This is a genomic window from Streptomyces hirsutus, from assembly GCF_001418415.1.
Lineage (GTDB): Bacteria > Actinomycetota > Actinomycetes > Streptomycetales > Streptomycetaceae > Streptomyces > Streptomyces hirsutus.
The window spans coordinates 1-5,742 of sequence record NZ_LIQT01000725.1; the positions used below are offsets into that span (position 1 = coordinate 1).

Below are 5,742 nucleotides of genomic sequence, written 5' to 3' on the forward strand. Positions count from 1 at the left end.
GCCGGGCCCGCCGTAGCCGACGTATCCTCCGGGAGCGCCGTAACCGGGACAGCCGGAGACGGGGCCGCAGGGGGGCGGGGTGCCCCAGCCCGGCGGACCCGGCTACGGCGGTCCCGGTTACGGCGCTCCCGGAGGATACGGCGGCTACGGCGGGCCCGGCGGGTACGGGTCCTGGGGAGGAGGCTGGGGCGGGCCCCCGCCCGCGGCCAAGCCCGGTGTGATCCCGCTCCGCCCGCTCGGCGTGGGCGAGATCCTCGACGGCGCGGTCTCCACCATGCGCACCCACTGGCGCACGGTCCTCGGCATCGCGCTGACCGTCGCCGTCCTCACCGAGATCGTCGTCGTCCTCCTCCAGGGCTTCTTCCTGGACAGCCCCAACTCCGCGGCCCTCAGCGACCAGAGCGCCACCTTCGACGAGCTGACCGCCGCCATGGGCGACTCCCTGATCAACACCGGGGTCGTCTACCTCGTCGGCCTGATCGGCACCGTCGCCGCCACCGCCCTGCTCACCACCGTCACCAGCCGCGCCGTACTCGGCACGTCGGTCACCGCCGCCGAGGCCTGGCGCGACGCCCGTCCCCAGGTCCTGAGGCTGTTCGGCCTGATCTTCCTGCTGATCCTCATCACCGTGGCCGTCGTCGCGGCGGGCGCGCTGCCGGGCATCGTCATGGCCCGCACGGTCGGCGGTGCGGGCGCGGTGGCGCTCACCGTCCTGGGCATCCTCGGCGCCGGCATCGTCGCCCTGTGGCTGATGGTCCGCTACTCGCTGGCCTCCGCGACGCTGATGCTGGAGAAGCAGGGCGTCCTGAAGGCGATGAGCCGTTCCGCGAAGCTGGTGCGCGGCTCCTGGTGGCGGATCTTCGGCATCCAGCTGCTCGCGGGGATCATCGCGGGCTTCGTCGCGTCGGTCATCGTCATCCCCTTCACCTTCATCGCCGCGGCCTCCACCGGCGACGGCATCACCGGTTTCCTCAACAGCGCCGGTGGGGACATCGGCTGGACGTTCCTCATCATCACCGGTATCGGCGCGGTCGTCGGAGCCATGATCACGTACCCGATCCAGGCCGGCGTCACGGTGCTCCTCTACATCGACCAGCGCATCCGCCGCGAGGCCCTCGACCTCGAACTGGGCCGCGCCGCCGGTGTCCAGGGCTACGGGCCCGGCACCGTCCCGGGGAGCTGAGAGGGTGTACATCGCGGGGGGAGTGCTGACCGTGCTCATATCGGCGCGGACGCTGCCCGAAGCCGCCGGCGGCGCCGTCCGGGCTCTGCCGCTCGGTGACGGCGAGCCGCCCGTCACCATCCCGCGTGACCCCGCGCGGGAGGCGGCCCGGCACGAACTGTCCAAGCAGATGTACCACGAGAACGACCCCAGCTGGTTCCAGCGGGCCCTGGACGCCTTCTGGGAATGGGTCGGCAAGCTGTTCGACGCCGCCTCCACCGCGGCGCCCGGCGGTACGCTCGGACTGATCGTCATCGTCGTCGCCGTGCTCGCGCTCCTGGGGGCCCTGTGGTGGCGCCTGGGGACCCCGCGCCGCGGGCCGGCCTCCGCTCCCGTCCTGTTCGACGACCGCCCCCGCAGCGCCGCCGAACACCGCGCGGCCGCCGAGGCGCACGCCGTCCAGGGCCACTGGAACCAGGCCGTCCAGGAACGCATGCGCGCCGTCGTCCGCGCTCTGGAGGAACGCGCTCTGCTCGACCTCCACCCCGGCCGCACCGCCGACGAGGCCGCCGCGGAGGCTGGCCGCGCCCTGCCCGCCCACACCGGCCGGCTGCACACCGCGGCCCGGAGCTTCGACGACGTGACATACGGCGGCCGCACCGCGTCGGAAGAGTCGTACCGGCAGATCACCGAACTCGACCGCGACCTGGAACGGACCAAACCCCGGCTCGTGAGCACCTCCGCCGGTGGCCGGAACCACAGCGACAGCACCACGGACGACAACGCCCGCCAGGGAGCCGCCGGATGACGACCGAGGTCCCGCTCCCCTCCACCTCGGCCTCGCCCACCGCACGCCAGGTGTGGACCCGCACGCGAGGTGTCCTCCTCGCGCTCGTGCTGCTGGTCGTGGCGGCCGTGGTCATCGCCGTGGTCCGCTCCGGCGCCCGGCACGGCGAACTCGACCCGCGCTCCGCCGACCCCCTCGGCAGCCGCGCGGTCGCCGAACTCCTGGCCGACCGCGGTGTGGACACGCGCGTGGTCACCACCCTGGAAGAGGCGTCGGCCGCCGCGAAACCCGACACGACCCTCCTGGTCGCCGTCCCCGACCTCCTGACGCACCGCCAGCAGTCGCGGCTGCACTCCGCCTTCGCCGACTCCGGCGGCCGCACCGTCCTGGTCTCCTCCGGCAGCGCGTCCGTCGACCGGCTCGCCCCGGGCGTCGTCGCCGATCCGGCCACCAGCTTCGGCTCCACCCTCGACCCGGTCTGCACCCTGCCCGCCGCCCGCAGCGCGGGCTCCGCCGACACGGGCGGCATCCGCTACACCACCACCCATCTCGACGCCGACAAGTGCTACCCCAGCGAGCGCCTGGCCACCCTCGTGCGCGTCCCGGCGGCCTCCGGGGCCGGCGACACGGTCCTCCTCGGCGCCCCCGACATCCTCCTCAACGACCGCCTCGACGAGCACGGCAATGCCTCGCTCGCCCTCCAGCTCCTCGGTTCCCACCCTCATCTGGTCTGGTACCTCCCCTCCCTCGCCGATGCCTCCGCCGCCTCCGAAGAGGGCGAACGCGGCTTCTTCGACCTGATCCCCTCCGGCTGGGTCTGGGGCACCGCGCAGCTCTTCGTCGCGGCGGCCCTGGCCGCCCTGTGGCGGGCACGCCGACTCGGCCCGCTCGTGCCCGAAAGGCTCCCCGTCGCGATCCGCGCCTCCGAAACCGTCGAAGGCCGCTCCCGCCTCTACCGCAAGGCGAACGCCCGCGACCGCGCGGCCGCCGCTCTCCGCTCCACCACCCGCACGCGCCTCGCCCCCCTCGTGGGCGTCCCCGTGTCCCAGGCACACACGCCCGAGACCCTGCTTCCCGCCCTGTCCACCCAGCTCCACGACGACGGGCAGTCCCTGCACGGTCTCCTGTTCGGCCCGCCACCCGGCGACGACGCAGCCCTGACAGCCCTAGCCGACCGACTCGACGCCCTCGAAAGAGAGGTACGCCGTCCATGATGGACCCGACCACTGACAACGCCGCGCACACCGGGGACCCGGCCGCCGCCCGTGCCTCCCTGGAAGCCCTGCGCGCCGAGATCGCCAAAGCCGTGGTCGGCCAGGACCCCGCTGTCACCGGCCTCGCCGTCGCCCTGCTGTGCCGCGGGCACGTCCTCCTCGAAGGCGTCCCCGGTGTCGCCAAGACCCTGCTCGTCCGCACCCTCGCCGCGGCCCTGGACCTCGACACCAAGCGCGTCCAGTTCACCCCCGACCTGATGCCGAGCGATGTCACCGGCTCCCTGGTCTACGACGCCCGCAGCTCCGAGTTCTCCTTCCAGCCCGGCCCGGTCTTCACCAACCTCCTCCTCGCGGACGAGATCAACCGCACGCCCCCGAAGACCCAGGCGTCCCTTCTGGAGGCCATGGAGGAGCGCCAGGTCACCGTCGACGGCACCCCTCGCCCTCTCCCCGACCCCTTCCTGGTCGCCGCCACCCAGAACCCCGTGGAGTACGAGGGCACCTACCCCCTCCCCGAAGCCCAGCTCGACCGCTTCCTCCTCAAACTCACGATCCCGCTGCCCTCCCGGCAGGACGAGATCGACGTCCTCACCCGCCACACCGAGGGCTTCAACCCCCAGGACCTGCGCGCCGCCGGCGTACGCCCCGTCGCGACCGCCGCCGACCTGGAAACGGCCCGCGCCGCGGTCGCGAAGACGACGGTCTCCCCCGAGATCACCGCCTACGTCGTCGACATCTGCCGTGCCACGCGCGAGTCACCGTCCCTCTCCCTCGGCGTCTCCCCCCGAGGAGCCACCGCTCTCCTGTCCACCGCCCGCGCCTGGGCCTGGCTGACGGGACGCGACTACGTCACCCCCGACGACGTGAAGGCCCTCGCCCTCCCCACCCTCCGCCACCGCGTACAGCTCCGGCCGGAGGCCGAGATGGAAGGCGTCACGACCGACTCGGTCATCAACGCGCTCCTCACCCACGTCCCCGTCCCCCGCTGATGGCTCTCACCGGACGCGCCGCCCTCCTGGCGGCACTCGGCTCCCTCCCCGTCGGCCTCTGGGAACCTGGCTGGACGGGCCTCCTCGCCGTCAACGCCCCCCTGGCGGTGGCCTGTGCCTGCGACTTCGCCCTGGCCGCCCCCGTGCGCCGGCTCGGCCTCATCCGCTCCGGCGACACCTCGGTACGACTGGGCGACACCGCCGACATCACCCTGACGGTCACCAATACGTCCCGTCGCCCGCTCCGGGCCCGTATCCGTGACGCCTGGCCCCCCAGCAGTTGGCAGCCGGGCACCGAGGTGGCGGCCTCCCGGCACCGTCTCACGGTCCCCGCGGGGGAGCGCCGACGCGTCACCACCCGGCTGCGCCCGACCCGCCGGGGCGACCGCCGGGCCGACCGCGTCACCGTCCGGTCCTACGGTCCGCTCGGCCTGTTCGCCCGCCAGGGCACCCACGCGGTCCCCTGGACGGTCCGTGTGCTGCCGCCGTTCACCAGCCGCAAGCACCTGCCGTCCAAGCTGGCCCGCCTGCGCGAACTGGACGGCCGCACCAGCGTCCTCACCCGCGGCGAAGGCACGGAGTTCGACAGCCTGCGCGCGTACGTCCCCGGTGACGACACCCGCTCCATCGACTGGCGTGCCACGGCCCGCCAGTCCGCCGTGGCGGTACGTACGTGGCGCCCCGAGCGCGACCGGCACATCCTGCTGGTCCTCGACACCGGCCGCACCTCCGCGGGCCGGGTCGGCGACGTCCCCCGCCTGGACGCCTCCATGGACGCGGCACTGCTCCTCGCGGCCCTCGCCTCCCGGGCCGGCGACCGCGTCGACCTCCTCGCCCACGACCGCCGCCTTCGCGCCCTCGTACAGGGCCGCTCGGCAGGGGACGTCCTCCCTTCCCTGGTCAACGCCATGGCCACCCTCGAACCGGAGCTCGTCGAGACCGACGCCCGAAGCCTCACGTCCATGGCCTTGCGCACAGCCCCTCGCCGCTCCCTGATCGTCCTGTTCACGACGCTCGACGCGGCCCCCATCGAGGAGGGCCTGCTTCCCGTGCTGGCCCAGCTCACCCAGCGCCACACGGTCCTGCTCGCCTCGGTCGCCGACCCGCACCTGGCCCAGATGTCCAAGGCCCGCGGAAACGCCGACGCGGTGTACGAGGCAGCGGCAGCAGCCCAGGCCCAGACCGAACGCGACCGCACCGCGGAACAACTCCGCCGCCATGGCGTCACGGTCGTCGAAGCGACCCCGGACAACCTGGCACCGGCCCTGGCAGACGCCTACCTCGCCTTGAAGGCAGCCGGACGCCTCTGAGAGAGAAGAACAGAAAGAAAAAGGAAAGGGGCCCAAGGCCCCATGAACGCAGAAAGCCCCGTGCCGAATGGCACGGGGCTTTCCCTTCAAGAATTGTTCGGCGGCGTCCTACTCTCCCACAGGGTCCCCCCTGCAGTACCATCGGCGCAATAAGGCTTAGCTTCCGGGTTCGGAATGTAACCGGGCGTTTCCCCTACGCTATGACCACCGAAACACTATGAAACAGACAACCGCACCACACACCACCCACAAAGATGGGCGTGGGGTCGTTCGTGGTTTC

At 72.8% G+C, this 5,742-nt stretch carries 4 protein-coding genes, 1 rRNA gene and 1 pseudogene; 5 read left to right on the forward strand and 1 reads right to left on the reverse strand.

Going from position 1 to position 5,742, the window contains the following annotated elements; translation table 11 throughout:
* Positions 1-43: 43 nt before the first annotated feature.
* The 5 genes and pseudogenes from AOK11_RS37920 to AOK11_RS37940 form a co-directional block, all read left to right on the forward strand.
* A pseudogene (locus tag AOK11_RS37920) lies at positions 44-1,183 on the forward strand (hypothetical protein); the annotation flags it as partial.
* Between the two features lie 4 nt (positions 1,184-1,187).
* A complete protein-coding gene (locus AOK11_RS37925) occupies positions 1,188-1,970 on the forward strand; it encodes a DUF4129 domain-containing protein (RefSeq protein ID WP_079035334.1) in 783 nt (260 codons plus the stop codon).
* Positions 1,967-3,163 carry a DUF4350 domain-containing protein gene (locus tag AOK11_RS37930; RefSeq protein WP_055598154.1) on the forward strand — a complete coding sequence of 399 codons (1,197 nt, stop codon included), beginning with the start codon at positions 1,967-1,969 and terminating at the stop codon, positions 3,161-3,163. The genes AOK11_RS37925 and AOK11_RS37930 overlap by 4 nt, the downstream gene beginning before the upstream one ends.
* Positions 3,163-4,152 carry an AAA family ATPase gene (locus AOK11_RS37935; RefSeq protein ID WP_107098784.1) on the forward strand — a complete coding sequence of 330 codons (990 nt, stop codon included), beginning with the start codon at positions 3,163-3,165 and terminating at the stop codon, positions 4,150-4,152. Before AOK11_RS37930 ends, AOK11_RS37935 begins: the two co-directional genes overlap by 1 nt.
* Positions 4,152-5,462 carry a DUF58 domain-containing protein gene (locus tag AOK11_RS37940; RefSeq protein WP_055598156.1) on the forward strand — a complete coding sequence of 437 codons (1,311 nt, stop codon included), beginning with the start codon at positions 4,152-4,154 and terminating at the stop codon, positions 5,460-5,462. The genes AOK11_RS37935 and AOK11_RS37940 overlap by 1 nt, the downstream gene beginning before the upstream one ends.
* Positions 5,463-5,557: 95 nt before the next feature.
* Here AOK11_RS37940 and rrf read toward each other — a convergent pair.
* A 5S ribosomal RNA gene (gene rrf, locus AOK11_RS37945) occupies positions 5,558-5,674 on the reverse strand.
* Between the last annotated feature and the right edge of the window lie 68 nt (positions 5,675-5,742).